The sequence below is a fragment of the Streptomyces lunalinharesii genome (assembly GCF_039532155.1).
Classification (GTDB): domain Bacteria; phylum Actinomycetota; class Actinomycetes; order Streptomycetales; family Streptomycetaceae; genus Streptomyces; species Streptomyces lunalinharesii.
The window spans coordinates 1-14,313 of sequence record NZ_BAAARK010000018.1 but is presented as its reverse complement, the minus strand read 5'-3'; the positions used below and the strand labels follow the sequence as shown (position 1 = coordinate 14,313).

The window sequence follows — 14,313 nt, the reverse complement described above, 5'->3', positions numbered from 1 at the left end:
ACCGCGCCCGGGGCTCGTCGCTCCGGCCCGGACGGCACGTCGCAACGCGGGCCGGCACCGTGACACGTGTACGCCACACCGGCCGCCCGCTCTGCCGCTGTGCCCTGACGGACTCGGCGTCCCACCGGTAGCTCGACTGGTGGGACGACGGGCGTTGTCGGCGATGGTGGCCTGTGGTCCCGCTGCTGCCCTAGAGTGACGCAGGTCCACGAACAGCGTTCTTCGGGAGGGGAGTTGACACCATTCCGGCCACGACGCGCATCCCGCGGTGACCGCTGTGCTCTTCGCCGTGACCGGCCGGGAGACCCCTACTGCTCCGGCGGCAGGGCGTCGTGCAGCTGGCCGCGCGAGGTGATGCCGAGTTTGGGGAAGATGCGGTAGAGATGCGAGCCGACCGTGCGATGCGACAGGTACAGCTGCTGGCCGATGTCGCGGTTGGACAGCCCCTTGGCGGCCAGCCTGGCGATCTGCCATTCCTGCGGCGACAGGCGGGACGCCCCGCGTACCGACGCGACCCTGTCCTTCACTCCCGAGCTCCGTAGTTCGCGGGCGGCACGCTCGGCCCACGCGCCGGCCCCCAGCACCGTGAAGACACTGTGGGCCGCCCGCAACGGGGCCCGCGACTCGGTGACTCGGCGGCGGCGCCGCAACCAGCTACCGAAGGCCAGGTCCAGCCTGGCCCGATACCACGGCAACGCTGCCCGGCTCAGTGCGAACGCCCGGGCGAAAGCGGCTTCGGCATCCAGGTCGTTCGCCAGCAGCGCCTCGGCGAACCGCACGGCCCGCACCGCGCCCGCTCCCGGCGAGCGGCCCAGCGCGGGTCTGAGCCGGTCCAGGATCTCCCGTGCCTCGGCCTGGTGGCCGCCGCCGACGGCCGCCTCGGCCAGGTAGTCCAGCCCCCAGAACTGCAGGATCGGGTGGTGGGCGTGGTCCGTCTCATCCGTCGTCCGGCGCAGTTCGAGGAAGGCGTCGGAGTAGTTCTCCCGGCCGAGCTCGGTGAAGCCCTTGGACAGCTGGACGCTGTTCAGCATGGCCTGGTTGCCGGCTGTGACCGCGACCCGCTCCACCGGGGCCAGCAGTTCCCGCGCACGCGCGGCGTGACCGCGCAGGCCCGCCAAGTGGGCCGACGCGAGTGCCGCGCCGTCCTCCCAGATCGGCTGTCTGGTCTCGGCGGCCAGCCGGCTGACCTCGTCGACAGTCGCCTCGGTCAAGTCCCAGCGGCCCAGGTAGAACGCCGCGAACGTCTGGGTCGCCAGCATGGCCGTCAACAACCCCAGCCGGCCCTGAGCACGCAGCCTGTCGACGGCGGGCCGGCAGAACTGCAGACACCGCTCGAACTCCCCGGAGACGAAGGCCGCGCGGGCGAGGAGCATCCGGGTCCCCGGGTCGGAGAGGTCGCCCTCCGATGCCCACCAGGCCAGCTCCTCGACCACCGTGCCGTGCCGCTCCAGGCCGCCCGCAGCCGCCCAGGCGCAGAGCAGCCGCGGATCACGGTCGGAATGCCGGAGCTGGCCGCCGGCGGCCAGCCGATCGGTCAAGGCCAGCAGGTCGGCGCGGATCTGCCGGCCGGGTTCGACCCACCAGCAGCGGGTCGCCGTCCCCGACAGCAGGTCGGCGGCGATCTCGGGCTCCCCGTCGTCCAGCGCCTGTCTGGCCGACGCGGCCAATTGCCGCACGAGCTCGGAGTCGCTGGTGACCCCGTCGACGAACGCTCCCTGTAACCAGGCCAGTGTGCCTCGGTCGGCCGGGTCCAGCATGGCCGCCTGGATCCGCTCCATGTAGCGGTGCACGGTCCGGGGACGGCCGAGCTGGAAGGCGACCTCGGCGGCGCGCAGCAGCCGGTGGCCCCTGCCCGTCTCGGTCTGCGACAGGTCGGCGGAACGTTCCAGCCAGGTCGCGGCCGACGAGGGGGCGCCGCGCTGCAGGGCCCGGTCGGCCGCCTGGTCCAGCAGGTGGGCCAGGTCCTCGTCCGGTCCGTCGGAGGCGGCCGCGAGGTGCCAGGCGTACCGGTCGGGGAAGCCGGTGAGTACCTGCGCCAGCGACTGGTGAGCGCGCCGCCGTTCCGTCTCGGATGCCGTCTGCAACACGGCGGAGCGCACCAGCGGGTGGCGGAAGGTCACCGTCGTACCGTCGGTTGCGGCCAGGTGCAGGCGCACGGACTGCTCAGCGTCGCGGGCCGCAACGTCGGCGCCGGTGAGGTTCGCCGCGGCGGCCACGGCCTCGGCCAGCAGCTCACCGTCGTTCACGGCGGCCAACAGCAGGAGCAGTCGGGGCCGTTCGTCCAGCTCGGCCAGGCGGGCCGCGAAGGCGGTCTCCAGGCGGGCGGTCAGCGGCAGCGCGCCGCCCTGTATGCCCTGAGACCGCAGGGCGACCGGGAGTTCCAGCAGGGCCAGCGGGTTGCCCGCCGCCTCGTCCAGCACCTTGTCCTCCAGGTCGGGCGGGAGGTCGACACGTCTCCGCAGCAGGGTCCGCGATGCGTCCGGACCGAGGGCGTCCAGGCTCTGGCCGGTCACCGCCCGGTGCGGCCGACTCGCGGCCAGGAGGACGAGCGGCTCGGAGTCCAGGCGTCTGGCCACGAACTCGATGACGTCGCGGCTGGCGGCGTCCAGCCAGTGAAGATCGTCCACGAGGAGCAGGAGCGGTCGCTGCTCGGCCGCCTCGGCGAGCAACTCCAGCGCGGCCAGCGCCACCAGGAACAACTCGACCGGGGCCTGCGAGAGGCCGAAGACTCCGCGCAGCGCCTCCTGGTGGACCGGCTCCAGTCGGTCCAGGCAGGCCCGGACGGGATAGAGCAGGCTGTGCAGTCCGGCGAAGGACAGGTGCCGCTCGGACTCCGCGCCCCGAGCCGACAGCACGGCCAGTCCCCGCACCCTGGCCTCGTCGGCCGCCGCCGCCAACAGCGCCGTCTTACCGATGCCCGGTTCCCCGACGAAGACACGGGAGCGGCCCCGGGCCGCGATGGCGTCGAGGAAACCGACGATCGTGGCGAGCTCCGTCTCACGCCCCACCAGGACCGTTCCCTCGTCCACGCCCTGCCCCTCACCGTAGGCGCCGCTCACCCGGCCGTGGCGGAACGGCCGGAAGCGAGCCTAACCGATCAAGGTAGCGCTGCCTCGTGTCTCCCCGCCCCCGGTCGCATTGCGGTGCGGACGGCCTCGACAGCGGACTGCGGGTGCCGGATCAGCCCGGCGCGCGAAGGCTCAACCGCGCTCAGAACGGGTTCAGGCGGGAGGCGAGTTGGGCCCGGGAGGTGATGTCGAGCTTGGGGAAGATCCGGTAGAGGTGCCAACCGACGGTACGGGGCGACAGGTAGAGGCGTTCGCCGATCTCTCGGTTGGACAAACCCTGGGTCGCCAGGCGGGCGATCTGCAACTCGTGCGGAGACAGCACCGCGTGCGCCGCCGGGGCCACCGACAGGGCCCGCTCCCCCGCGGCCCGCAGCTCGGCCCTCGCCTGCTCGGCCCATCCGGTGGCGCCGATCAGCTCCAGAGTTGCCCGGGCGGAACGCAACAGTGTGCGCGACTCGGCCACCCGGCGACGGCGGCGCAACCACGTCCCGTAGGCCAGTTCCAGCTTGGACCGGACCAGCGGCCAGCGTGACAGGTCCTCCGCGAGCGCGGTCCGGAACAGATGCTCGGCATCCTGCTCTTCCGCCAGTACGGCACGGGCGTAGAGCAGATGGGTGTGCAGGAGCGGGGACGGCGTGACCAACGCGACCTTCTCCAGGTCCGCGAGCACCCCCCGGGCCTGCTCCTCGTGACCGGAGTGCACGGCGGCCTCGGCGAACAGCAACACCCCGTCGAAATTCGCACGCTGGTGGTAGTTCGGGGAGTCGGGGTCGAAGAGACTGCACAGCTCGTCATAGGCCATGGCATGCCGTCCGGTGGCCACGAACGCCGCCCCCTTGGCCAACTGGACGCAGGCCAACAGGTGGACGAGGCGGCCACGGTGGGCGGTGGTCGCGACGGAGGCGGCCAGCCCCAGCGCTTCGTCCACCTCGCCGCGCAGTCCGCGGATGACCGCCTCCAGCACCAGTGCCGCGTTGCTCCAGATCGCGCGCGCGGACTCTCCGGCCGTGCGGTGGGCCTCCTCGGAGACCGTCGCGGCCCGCTCCCAGTCTCCCGTACACAGCAGATGACCGATCTGAAGGATCAGCGTGTGCGACAACAGCCCGAGCCGCCCCTGTTCACGGAGCGTCAGTTCGGCCCGGCTGAGCAGGCCCACTGCGCGGACGGGGTCCCCGATCGCGTGGGCGGCCATCCCGAGCATCCGCAACCCCTCTACGTCGGCGTAGGCCGCCGAGGCCGTGCCGGACAACCAGTCGTGCACGGCGCGTCCGCGAAGTACCGGTTCCGCCACGGCGAGGATCGCGAGACGGCGCGGGTCGTTCTCGGTCCCTTCCAACGACTCCACTGCCGAGACCACCACGGCCCTGGCGTCCGGGCCGGCATCGGCCCACCAGCACCGCAGGGCCGCGCTCAACAGCAACCTCAACGCCAGTTGGACGTCGCCCTCGTCCGCAGATTCCCGCGCGGTCTCGCACAGCTGCGGCACCCGGAGCGCGTCGTCTGGCCCCCCGTTGTCGGAGAGCTCCCTGAGCCACTCCAGCCGGGCTCGATCGAGCATGGTCAGGCCGGACCGCTCGGCGGCCCGCAGCAGCCGTTCGACCTGATCGGCCCTGCCGAGGCCGAACGCGTGCTCGCAGGCCAGCAGGAGCCGACGACCGCGTTTGGCGTGGTCACTGGTCAACTGCGCGGACCGTTCCAACTCCCAGGCCGCCATGGCCGTACCACCGCGGCGCAGCGAGATCGCGCGATTGGCCACCAGTTCGTCGGCTATGTCGTCGTCGGGGCCGATGATGGACTGCGCCAGGTGCCAGGTCCGGCGGTAGGGCTCGTCCGCCAGCACTTCGGCCAGCGCCGCGTTCGCCGACAGCCGCCGGGTCAGCGTCTCCGACATCTGCACAGCCGAACGCACCAGCGGATGGTGGAACAGCAGGCGTAATCCCTCCACCCGCAGCAGCCGGGCCGCCACCGCCGCATCCAGCGCCTCCACCGTGAGCGTCCGTCCGGCCAGCACCGACGCCGCCGCCAGGATCTCCGACAGGTCGTCGGCGTGGTCGACGGCCGCGACCAGCAACACGTCCCTGCTGTCGGCCGGCAGCTCTGCGGCCCGGCCGGCGAAGGCACGCTCCAGGCGCGCGGTGAGCGGCAGAAAGCCCGGTGTCGCCTGCTGTGCCGCCTCCCGCTGGTCCCGCCACGCGACCGGCAGCTCGACCAGCGCGAGCGGGTTGCCCCTGGCCTCCCTCAGGATCCGTTCCCGCACGGGCAGGCTCAGATCGCCGGCCTCCTGGGCCAGCACGTGCCGGGCGGTGGAATCGTCCAATCCGGCCAGGTCGAGGTCGGCCGCCCCGAGCGAGGCGAACGGGCCGGCATGCCCTTTGTGCAGCACGGCGACCACCAGGATCGGGTCCCTGCTCACCCGCCGGGCCACGAACGCCAGCGCCTCCTGCGTCGGGGCGTCCAGCCACTGCGCGTCGTCGAGGGCCAGGAGCAGCGGGGCGTCCTCGGCGGCCTCCGCCAACAGGTTCAGGACGGCGAACGCGACCATGGAGACCTCGGGTACCGGGCCGTCCACCACACCGAAGGCCGACTGCAACGCGGTTCGTTGGGGAGCGGGCAGCCGCCCGACGCCGGCCATCACCGGGCGCAGCAGCTGGTGCAGTCCGGCGAAGGGCACCCTGGCCTCCGCCTCGACCCCGGTGGTTTCCAGGGCGACCGCTCCGGACTCTTCCGCGGCCGCCACGGCGGCTCGCAGGAGGGTGGTCTTGCCGATGCCGGGCTCACCGAGAACGGTCAGCACACCGCCCGTACCGGGAAGCCGTCCGATCATCTCCCGGAGCGTGCACAGTTCGTCGTCGCGTCCGTGGAGTTGCGTCGTCACCACTGATCCACCCACTGAGTCTTCCGTCTCGTAGCGTGCCCGGGAGGGAGAGCCGGCACCGGCACCACCGCCCTCCAGCCGGAGGAAGGGCGCGTCCTGTGAGTCACAGCCCGCGCGGAACCCGACGGCGGCAGGAAGCCCCGCTCCGCGAACTCCGTACCACCCGTGCAGCGGCACCTCCCGCTGCACGGGGGCCGGTCGACCCCGGCCCTGCTCCACGACGGTCCGCGCACCGGGCAGTTGTCCGGCCTCCCTCCCGGCCCGTACGGCCCTCCGAGGAGCTTCCTTCTTCCATGTCCGTCATCCGGACCCTAGTGACGGGAGTGCACGGTGAGCCTGAGTCGAACGACTGAACTGAACGGCGACGGCCGTGGTCGTCCGAGCGGGCGCCCACACACGGCAACCGGCCGCTGCCGGACGTCCGGGCGCCCCGGCGGTCACCTCCGCGCCAGTTCCAGGATCAGCGCGGCGATGTCCTGCGGAGCCTCCTCCGCCATGAAGTGGCCGGCCCGGGTGGTGAAGTGCTGCAGGTCGGTGGTCCATGGCCGCCAGATCGCGGCGGCGTCGAACCCGAGCTGCCGGCCCCAGTCCTGCTGGACGACCGTCACCGGCATGGTGAGCCGGTTGCCGATGTCGAGGTCGGACCGGTCGTGTCCGATGTCGACGGTCGCGGTGGCGCGGTAGTCGGCGACGATCAAGGTCACGGATGCCGGGGGCCGCCCGGTCCCGGTGGGCAACCGGCGCCGCCGCGAGCTCCTGGGACGGCTGGTCGCGGCCGCCGGGACGGTCCGCACCTTCGTCGCCGAGCTGCGCAAAGCCGAGAAGGAATGGGAGCTCGAGCGGGAGATCCTGCGCCGGGCCGCCCAGTATTTCGCCAAGGAGATGAGGACATGACCCGCCGCTGGGACTTCATCTCCGACAACCGCGCCGACTTCGGCGTGAAGCGGATATGCCGGGTCCTTCAGGTCTCGCGCTCGGGCTACTACCAGTGGCTCGCCGGCGCGAAGGCCCGCGCCGTCCGGCAGGCCGCCGAGGACGCCCTGGTCACAGAGGTCCGCGAGATACATACTGAGCACAAGGGAACATACGGGGTGCGGCGCGTCCACGCCGAGCTGCGGGGCTTCGGGCGCACGGTCAACCGCAGGCGCATCGAGCGGCTGATGCGACGGCACGGCATCGAGGGCCGCCACGCCGCAAGCGCACCACCGTCCCGGACCGGCTCGCGCCGCCCGCCCCGGATCTCGTCCACCGCGACTTCTCCGCCACACGTCTGGATGAGAAGTGGTGCGGCGACATCACATACGTGCAGGTCGGCGGCTCGTGGTTGTATCTCGCCTGCGTCATCGACATCTGCTCACGCCGGGTGCTCGGCTACTCGATGGCCCCGCACATGCGCGCCGAACTGGTCATCGATGCCATCAAGCTGGCGGTGGCGGCTCGCGGTGACCGGATGGACGGGGTGATCTTTCCTGGCTCTACGGCACCCCGGTCCGCGACGAGTACCTCATCGTCGACGGCGGCGGCCTGACCGGAGCGAGAGCCCCTTCCTACGGCATCGGCACAAAGGCGTAGGCCACCGCTGTCCCTCGGACCGCGCGTCGCGGTCCAGGCCCTGCCTTGTAGGGTGCCGCCCTGCTGCGGCGGTGCGTCAGCTCTGTGCGGTGTCGTCGCCCGCCTGCCCGACGCCCTCAGCTGCGCCTGCCTTCTCGCGCATCTTGCGCACCAGCTCCGCCTTCCGGTCGGCTGCGCCCTTGCGGTCGAGGTTGCGGTGCGGACCGTTGTTCTGCCGTTCGGTGCGGGACAATCTCTTGCGCTGGCCGCCGCCCATGCCCACGGGGTTGTTGATGTTCTTGCTCACGGTCACGGGTTCTCCCGGTATTGGTGTGAAGTGATCTACGGATTCATCGGTGGGGGACGGGCGGCGACGTCGAAGGCCGTCAGCAGGCGCCCATCACGCCTTCACTCGTGAATTGGCGTCGGGAAGAACATGACAAAGACGTTACCCGGTTCCGCCGGCCCCGCGCACCAACCCTTTCGCCGCCACGGCGTGGGCCGAGCCTTCGGCGGGCGCCCGGAGTCCACCGTTTCCTTCCGAGAATCCCCGCACAGCCTTCCTCCGGCATCGGCACACCATGGCAAAGGGCGGCCGACCGCGAAGAGGGGGAGACCGGCCGGCGGTCTCCCCCCTCCGGTCCGTCCCGCTCAGCGCAGGCGCAGTGCCTCACGCACGATGGTGAACAGGTCCGTCTGGTTGGTGACGCCGAGGACAGGAGGTGGAGGAGCGCGACGAGCGTTCCAGACCCCATCAGCTTGCCCTCGGCCATCAAGGTGGGGATCTCATCGAGCGGGATCCACGCGACGTGTCCAGCTTTCTCGGCGTCGGTCGGCTCTCCCCCCTTCTCGGCGCCTCGTGCCACGAAGATCTCGTGCGGTGAGTCGACCATGCCGATCACCGGCTGGGAGGTCACCACGTGGTCAACCGTCGCAGGCCGCCAACCGGTCTCTTCCTCGGTTTCGCGCGCAGCCGTGACCGCGGGAGCCTCGTTGTCGTCCACGATCCCGCCGGGCACTCGAAATGCCCCGCCCCAACGCGTTCAGCGCAGGTGGTCCCGTGGGCCCGGGAGCTCGCCTCGGCGGAGACGGAACTGCGCATCCTGAAGGGGTGCGCTACGTCATTCAACGCCGCCAAGTCGGCGGTCGGCCAGCTCACACCGCGGCCCAGGCCGCGGCGACCGGCTCCGGCCAGCTGCGAGACGCCTGGGGCGGGCAGTCTGCGGCCCTCCGGCCGGAGGAGCACGACATCGACGGGCCCTTCAGGCCGGCGGCGACCAACTGGATCTCGCCTCGGGCAAGGCCATCGACTTCATCAAGGCCGCCTTGAAGGAGTGGACCGTGGCCCAGCAGAACGCGAAGAACATCAGGACGGGACTGACCGGCCTGCAGGACACACCGCAGACGGGCATCGACCAGGTGCCGCTCGCGGCGGCCTGACCCCTTCCTCCTGAGGGGCCCGGCCCACGCGGTCGATCACCTCATGCAGCGTCTGCTTGGCGCCCTGTTCGCCGAAGAGGCCGAGATCGACGAGGTGATCTTCGACAAGGGCACGCCCCGTCGAGGACCCCGCAGCGCTGCGGAGGCGCCCGAGACGGTCCACGGTGTGATGCGGGCGACGCCGACGACAACGCCTTCGTCGGCCGGTGTGGATGGGGCATCTTCGGGCAGAACGGGAGTCCGACGGTGTACAAGCGGGCCGAGATCCCGGATTCGGCAAGCGTCCCACCCGTCGGGCGCCCGTCCGGAGCTGCGCGGTGGTGGTGTCAGACCTGCGCCCGTCGTGCGGCCACCGCGTTGATGAGACGGCGGCGTTGGGTCGCGGTCCCGGCCAGTTCGGCGCCGGCCATGGCCAGCGCGGTGGCGCCGTCGAGCACCGCCAGGTCGGCGCCGGAGCTCTTCCCGTAGGCGGCGAACTCAGGGGTGTGCTGCTTGGCGCCGCCGGTGTCGTAGCCGATGGTGGGGTGGATCGCGGGCAGTAGCCGGGAGACGTTGCCCATGTCCGTCGAGGCCAGCGTCTCCCCCTGCCGCGAGGTCACCGACCGGCCCAGGGCGCTGATCGCCCTGACATAGGCGTCCGTCAGGTACGGGTCCTGGCGCAACTCGGCGAAGTCCCGCCCGTGCAGCCGTAGTTCCAGCTCGGCGCCGGTGGCGAGCGCACCGGCCTCGAAGCAGGCCCGCACCTTCTGCCGTACCCGGGCCAGCTCCTCCAGCGTCGGGGCCCTGACCTCGTAGCGGGCGCCGGTGCGGGCCGGGATGACGTTCACGGCCTGGCCACCGTCGGTGACGACGCCGTGCACCACGGCGCCGGGCGGCAGTTGCTGGCGTAGCAGTCCGAGCGCGGTGTGCGCGAGGGTCATCGCGTCCAGGGCATTGACCCCCTCCCAGGGGGCGGCCGCCGCATGCGCCGGCGTCCCCCGGTAGGTGATGTCCCAGGCGCCGATGGCCAGCGACGAGGCGCCCACGGTGTCCTCCGGCGCCGCGTGCACCATCATCGCCGCCGCGACGTCGTCGAACACCCCGGCCTCCAGGAGAAGCGCCTTGCCGCCGATGTCCTCCTCGGCTGGGGTTCCGATGAGCTTGACGGTCAGGCCCAGTGCGTCCGCGACGGCGGCCAGGCCGAGGGCCGCACCGACCGCCGCGGCGCCGTTGACGTTGTGCCCGCAGGCGTGACCGATGCCTGGCAGGGCGTCGTATTCGGCGCAGAACGCGACCACCAGGTCACCCGAACCCCGTTCGCCCACTAGGGCGGTGGGCAGACCCGCGACATCCCGGGTGACCGTGAACCCCGCTTCCGTCAAGAGCTCCGCGATCTTCGCGGCCGAGCGGTGTTCGGTGAGCGCCGTCTCGGGCTCGTCGTGCAGGCTGTGGCTCAGCGCCAGTAGCCGGTCGCGCCACTCGCGGACCGACGCGGCAACTGCGCGCCGGACGTCCTCAGTTCCGCTGTCATGCGACACCCCGGTGCTCATACGGGCCTCCCATTTCCTGTTCGGTGTGCGATTGCCGGTGCGGGGATCCGGCTTCCGGCCGGTTCGTTAGGCCAGCTTCGTGCCCGGCGTCCGCTTGACGGGCTGCGGCGCCAACTCCGCCGCGCCCGACCTCGGGCCGCGGAAATGCAGCGCCAGGGCGGTACCCACCATCGCGACCAGGGCGCAGCAACTCCAGCTCCACAGGTAGCCGGAGAGGGTGAGGTGCTCGGTACCCGGGACGACGTGCGCGGCGAAGAACGCGCCGATCGCGGCCGCACCGATGGCCGCGCCGAGCGACAGCGCAAGCTCGTTGATGCCGACCGCGAGCGCGGTCTGGTGCTCGTCGACGGCCTCCGCCGACAGGGTCCTGCCGATCGACTCGAACATTCCCGTCGCCAGGCCCACGACCAAGGCGCACCCCAGGTACGCCGGGAGCGTGCCGTGGCAGCCGACCATGCCCAGGAAGCCAAGCGCGGCGAGCAGGCTGCCGGCGGCGAGCACCGCCCGGTCGCCCGCCCGCCGGGCCAGCCGCGGGGTGAGCGCGGAGCCGGCGAAGCCAGCGATCACCATGCCGAGCGAGACGGTAGCGATGGCCTGCGGCCCCAACCCCATCCCGAAGCCAGTTTCCGACGGCGAGGCGCCCAGGAAAAGGGCGTTGGCGCCGAGGAAGCCGATCGAGCCGAAGGCGGCGCAGAAGGTGTAGCCGCTGATCACCGCCAGCCGCCGGTTGCGCAACATCCGCACACTCACCAGCGGATGCACGGCGCGCCGCTCGACCGCCACCCAGGCAGCCAGCGCCACCGCGGCTACCAGGGCCAGGCCCGAGGTGGGCATCGATGCCCACCCCCACGCGGCGCCCTGCGCGAGGACCAGCACCAGCGCCACCAGACCCGTGGTGAGCAGCGTCGCCGACCCGAAGTGGAAGCGTCCACCGTTCCGTACGTCGCTGTCCGGCAACAGCAAGCCGACGACGAGGGCGAGCACGGCGACCGGCACCGCCGTCCACAGTCCCGCGGCCGGATGCCGTTCGCTGAGTACGCCGGCAACCAGGCCTCCCACCCCGATCGCGATCAACAGCACGCCGACGAGCAGTGAGATGCCATGGCGGTTCCGCTCCGGGGCACGGGACCTGAGAATGCCCACGAGCAGGGGGAAGAAGCCCACCAGGGCGCCTTGCAGCAGCACGCCGACAGCCAACGTCGCGGCGGAGGGCCAGGCCGCCATCAGCAACGAGCCGCCCGCCACCATGCCCAGGGCGATCCGGAGGAGCTTGCGGTGCCCGTAGAGGTCGCCGAGCCGCGACAGCAGCGGCGTCAGCACGGCGAAGGCAAGCTGGGAGAGCAGGAAGATGTTGTTCTGTCCGACGCTGCTGAGGTGCAGTCGGGGACCGAGCGCGGGCAGCAGCGGCGTGAGGTAGCCCTGCACGATCCCACTGCACAGCACCACGATGGCCATCGCGGCGAGCAGGGCGGAGGAACTCATCGCCCGTGGTCTCGGGGACAACTCGGGAGTGGACACAGTCACACCTCATCCGGTGGCCGGAAACTGACAGTGGTGGCTACTGTGCGGGCCGGGGTGGGGGCGGGCGCGGAAATCGACGGATTCGGACGTACGGAGCACACCTGATGCAAGAAACGGTCACCGCGAGCGAGTTGGATCTCGCGCTGGTGAACGCCCTTCAGCTACGGCCCCGAGCCTCCTGGGCCGACCTCGCACCACCGCTCGGCGTCACCCCGAGCACCCTGGCCCGACGCTGGGAGAGGTTGACCGGGGCCGGTCTTGCCTGGGTGTACGCCGCACCGGGGAGGGAGTTCACCCGGAGCCGCTGCACCGCTTTCGTCCTGCTCCGCTGCCGTCCCAAGGCCAGGTCCGAGCTGGTGGAAGAGCTCAGCGCCTGCACGGAAGCCGTCACCATCGAGGTGACCGGTCCGGGCAGTGCCGATCTGCTGCTGGACGTGCTGACCCCGGATCTGCCCGCACTCGGCCGCTTCGTGACCGGGAAGCTCGACCCGCTGTCCGGCATCACCTCGGTCACCTGCCTGTTCGCCACGTCCCTGTACGTCGAGGGGAGCCGCTGGCGGCTGCGCTCCCTCGCCCCCGCCCAGCTCACCGCGCTCGGCGCCGCCGCACCCCCGGCACCGGGCGGTATACGCGCCGTCGAACTCGACGCCGTCGACCGCCTGTTGATCGACCAGCTCGTCAGCGACGGCCGCCTCGGCTGGTCCGAACTGGCCGTGCGCACCGACACCAGCCCGGCCACCGTCCGCCGCCGCCTGCACCGACTGACCAACGCCGGTGTCCTGACCTTCCGCTGCGACCTCGCCCCGCCACTCGCCGGCCGACCCGTCCCGGTCTCCCTCCTGGGCCGGGCCCCGGCCCGCGACCTCAGCGCCGTCCACCGCACGTTCGCGGCCTCCCCGGAGTGCCGCCTGGTGGCTGGCGTCACCGGGCCCGCCAACGTCTTCGCCACACTCTGGATGCACGACATCGGCGACATCCAGCGCCACGAGACCGCGTTGTGCGCGCGGCTCCCCTCCCTCACCATCACCGACCGCATCATCGGCCTGCGCACCGCCAAACGCATGGGCCATCTACTCGACGACGAAGGCCGCCGCATCGGCGTACGGCCAATCTCACCCTGGTAGCGGCCTGAGGAGCCTCCACAGCGGAACGTGCGCCAACCCCTGTTTTTCGGCTACCGCATCGAGGAAGCTGCGGGGCGCGGCGCTTTGCGGATCGTGACCGTGAAGCCTGAGCCATCACTACTGTCGGGAGGCGCCGCGCACCGAACGGTGGTTGGCGCCATGAAGTCCATGCCGATCGGGGGCTCGGACGCGGTCGTCGAAGCCATGGTGCGGGACCCGAACACCTGACGGTCGCGGGCGGGGGCTTCATCTTTCGAGCAGGCACCGGCCCTTGGCGCCACTCCCCTTGTCCAAACTCCGAGCCACCACAGGGCCCGGTGCAGCGGGATGTCGTCGACGAGCAGGTCCGCGTCGCGCCCGGCCCGCCACAGCGCCAGGGCCAGCAGCCGGGAGGCCGGCAGCCAGGTCCGCGTCCGCTCCGCGGCCGCCTCAGGCGTGTGCTCCCCGGCCTCGTAGGCAGCCAAGTCGCCTGCGGAATAGCCGATCCGGCGTTGCGTGAGCTACCAGGCCAGTCGCTGTACCCGCGCCCACGGCAGCAGCCGGTCGCGCCCGGCGCCGGCGGGTCGGGATGGATGGCGATTCGGCTGATCCAGGTAGGTGCCGTAGGGTTCGGTGTGCCGTCGCGGGGTGGAGCAGCTCGGTAGCTCGCTGGGCTCATAACCCAGAGGTCGCAGGTTCAAATCCTGTCCCCGCTACTGATGACGGTGAAGGCCCGGTGGATCCCACCGGGCCTTCACTGCTTGCGTTCTCGATCGAGGTCGAGGTGGGGTTGTCGAGGTGGGGTCCCGATGCGCGTCCATGACGGCGATCCGTAGGAGCCGAGCGAGGCCTGGTGACCGTCGCCGGCAGCTGGCCGTGCGGGGATGCCCAGGACGAGCGCACCGGACGGTCACCACGTCTGGCGTTCAGCGCAGCAGTGCGCCGTGGTCCCGGCAGCCGCGCGTTCGGCGTCGTCCTCGCTGACCCGGGCCCGTTCCTCCAACAGCAACACGGCAGCTGCAGGAGTTCGGCCCGCCGCGCAACGCCTCGGCCTTGACGAGCCGTTCTGGCCTCTACTCCGCGTCGGCGCCGCGAAGAACTGGCCGTGCTCGCGGGGCTCAGCCCGGACCACTACAGCCGTATCGAGCAGGGGCGGCAGCCGACGATCAGCGAGGACGTCGTGGAGGCGCTGTCGCGGGCGCTCGGACTCGACGGCGTGGAGCGCG

General features: G+C 71.6%; 10 protein-coding genes, 1 tRNA gene and 3 pseudogenes. 7 read left to right on the top strand and 7 right to left on the bottom strand.

Going from position 1 to position 14,313, the window contains the following annotated elements:
- Positions 1-308: 308 nt before the first annotated feature.
- The 3 genes and pseudogenes from ABD385_RS24735 to ABD385_RS24725 all read right to left on the bottom strand — a co-directional run.
- Entirely contained in the window at positions 309-3,029 is a 2,721-nt protein-coding gene (locus tag ABD385_RS24735; RefSeq protein ID WP_344579884.1) for an ATP-binding protein, read from the bottom strand.
- A gap of 181 nt (positions 3,030-3,210) precedes the next feature.
- Positions 3,211-5,943 (bottom strand): helix-turn-helix transcriptional regulator, encoded by a 2,733-nt coding sequence (locus ABD385_RS24730; protein ID WP_344579880.1) that lies wholly within the window; start codon positions 5,941-5,943, stop codon positions 3,211-3,213.
- 437 nt (positions 5,944-6,380) lie between these two features.
- Positions 6,381-6,653, bottom strand: a pseudogene (locus ABD385_RS24725) (alpha/beta hydrolase); the annotation flags it as partial.
- A gap of 19 nt (positions 6,654-6,672) precedes the next feature.
- Between ABD385_RS24725 and ABD385_RS24720 the strand changes: the two are divergent.
- The 3 genes and pseudogenes from ABD385_RS24720 to ABD385_RS41360 all read left to right on the top strand — a co-directional run bounded on the left by ABD385_RS24720 (position 6,673) and on the right by ABD385_RS41360 (position 7,471).
- Complete coding sequence (locus tag ABD385_RS24720; RefSeq protein ID WP_344580174.1) at positions 6,673-6,837, top strand: hypothetical protein; 165 nt, start codon at positions 6,673-6,675, stop codon at positions 6,835-6,837.
- Positions 6,771-7,118 (top strand): annotated as a pseudogene (locus ABD385_RS41365) (IS3 family transposase); the annotation flags it as partial. The gene ABD385_RS24720 and the pseudogene ABD385_RS41365, both read left to right, overlap by 67 nt.
- Complete coding sequence (locus tag ABD385_RS41360; protein ID WP_425585472.1) at positions 7,028-7,471, top strand: DDE-type integrase/transposase/recombinase; 444 nt, start codon at positions 7,028-7,030, stop codon at positions 7,469-7,471. The pseudogene ABD385_RS41365 and the gene ABD385_RS41360, both read left to right, overlap by 91 nt.
- 120 nt (positions 7,472-7,591) lie before the next feature.
- Here ABD385_RS41360 and ABD385_RS24710 read toward each other — a convergent pair whose 3' ends face one another.
- From ABD385_RS24710 to ABD385_RS24695, 4 genes and pseudogenes are all read right to left on the bottom strand, one after another.
- Positions 7,592-7,807, bottom strand: coding sequence for a DUF6243 family protein (locus tag ABD385_RS24710; RefSeq protein WP_344579878.1), 216 nt, complete (start codon positions 7,805-7,807; stop codon positions 7,592-7,594).
- Between the two features lie 397 nt (positions 7,808-8,204).
- A pseudogene (locus tag ABD385_RS24705) lies at positions 8,205-8,519 on the bottom strand (NUDIX hydrolase); the annotation flags it as partial.
- Between the two features lie 741 nt (positions 8,520-9,260).
- Entirely contained in the window at positions 9,261-10,463 is a 1,203-nt protein-coding gene (locus ABD385_RS24700; RefSeq protein ID WP_344579876.1) for a M20 family metallopeptidase, read from the bottom strand.
- 66 nt (positions 10,464-10,529) lie between these two features.
- Entirely contained in the window at positions 10,530-11,945 is a 1,416-nt protein-coding gene (locus tag ABD385_RS24695) for an MFS transporter (RefSeq protein ID WP_344579874.1), read from the bottom strand.
- Between the two features lie 143 nt (positions 11,946-12,088).
- On the opposite strand from ABD385_RS24695, the gene ABD385_RS24690 reads away from it, so the two are divergent.
- From ABD385_RS24690 to ABD385_RS24675, 4 genes are all read left to right on the top strand, one after another.
- Positions 12,089-13,108 (top strand): Lrp/AsnC family transcriptional regulator, encoded by a 1,020-nt coding sequence (locus ABD385_RS24690; RefSeq protein WP_344579872.1) that lies wholly within the window; start codon positions 12,089-12,091, stop codon positions 13,106-13,108.
- A gap of 27 nt (positions 13,109-13,135) precedes the next feature.
- Complete coding sequence (locus ABD385_RS24685; RefSeq protein ID WP_344579870.1) at positions 13,136-13,336, top strand: hypothetical protein; 201 nt, start codon at positions 13,136-13,138, stop codon at positions 13,334-13,336.
- 393 nt (positions 13,337-13,729) lie between these two features.
- Positions 13,730-13,803: transfer RNA gene (locus tag ABD385_RS24680), tRNA-Met, on the top strand.
- A 350-nt stretch (positions 13,804-14,153) separates the two neighbouring features.
- Positions 14,154-14,313: helix-turn-helix domain-containing protein (locus ABD385_RS24675; RefSeq protein ID WP_344580149.1), on the top strand; the 160-nt coding region annotated here is incomplete at its 3' end.

Excerpts from the sequence above, each read along its gene's own strand:
- ABD385_RS24700 (WP_344579876.1), bottom strand. The coding sequence starts at position 10,463 with ATGAGCACCGGGGTGTCGCATGACAGCGGAACTGAGGACGTCCGGCGC.
- ABD385_RS24695 (WP_344579874.1), bottom strand. The coding sequence starts at position 11,945 with ATGAGTTCCTCCGCCCTGCTCGCCGCGATGGCCATCGTGGTGCTGTGC.
- ABD385_RS24690 (WP_344579872.1), top strand. The coding sequence starts at position 12,089 with ATGCAAGAAACGGTCACCGCGAGCGAGTTGGATCTCGCGCTGGTGAAC.